Here is a 515-nt window from a genome sequence, read left to right on the forward strand (position 1 = left end):
CCCACCTGCTGGGCCAACTTGGCGAGAATAAAGCGCTGCGCTTCGGCTACGCGGCCGCTTTCCTGCATGGTCCTGATCTGTTCCTTTTCCACTTCGGTAAAAGAAACCCCAGAACGCTTTAATGCCGTCAATCCGGTTGCCGGATCTTCCAACGCTTTACCTAGCTGCAGTGCCGCACTCTTGGCATCGCCACCCATCACCGCCGCCAGGTCTTGCGACAGCACAATGGCCTGATCAAATACATCGGTCTGCACGGACTTAAATGTCAGTAGCACTCCCTGCGCATCGCGTATGCCGGAAATACTGGCCAGGGTATTGCGAGCCACCGAACGGGCCTGCTCATCCAATTCGTCTGCCGTGCGGCCACTGGCATTACCGGTGGCTTTTAGCAGCGCTTCGATCTTGAGCTGGCCCCGCTCCATTTCTTCGGCGGCGCGGACACTCTTGTACATCAGCGCTGTGGCACCCGCTATAGCAACACCGAAGCCAGCCCAGGCCAAACCGCCGCCTGTGAC

The 515-nt window shown here is 58.6% G+C and carries 1 protein-coding gene; it reads right to left on the minus strand.

The features are described 5' to 3' along the window. Positions 1-515: phage tail length tape measure family protein (locus LC073_RS21565; protein WP_226649698.1), on the minus strand; the 515-nt coding region annotated here is incomplete at both ends.

Origin of the sequence: Microbulbifer variabilis, from assembly GCF_020524905.1 — a bacterium.
Classification (GTDB): domain Bacteria; phylum Pseudomonadota; class Gammaproteobacteria; order Pseudomonadales; family Cellvibrionaceae; genus Microbulbifer; species Microbulbifer variabilis_A.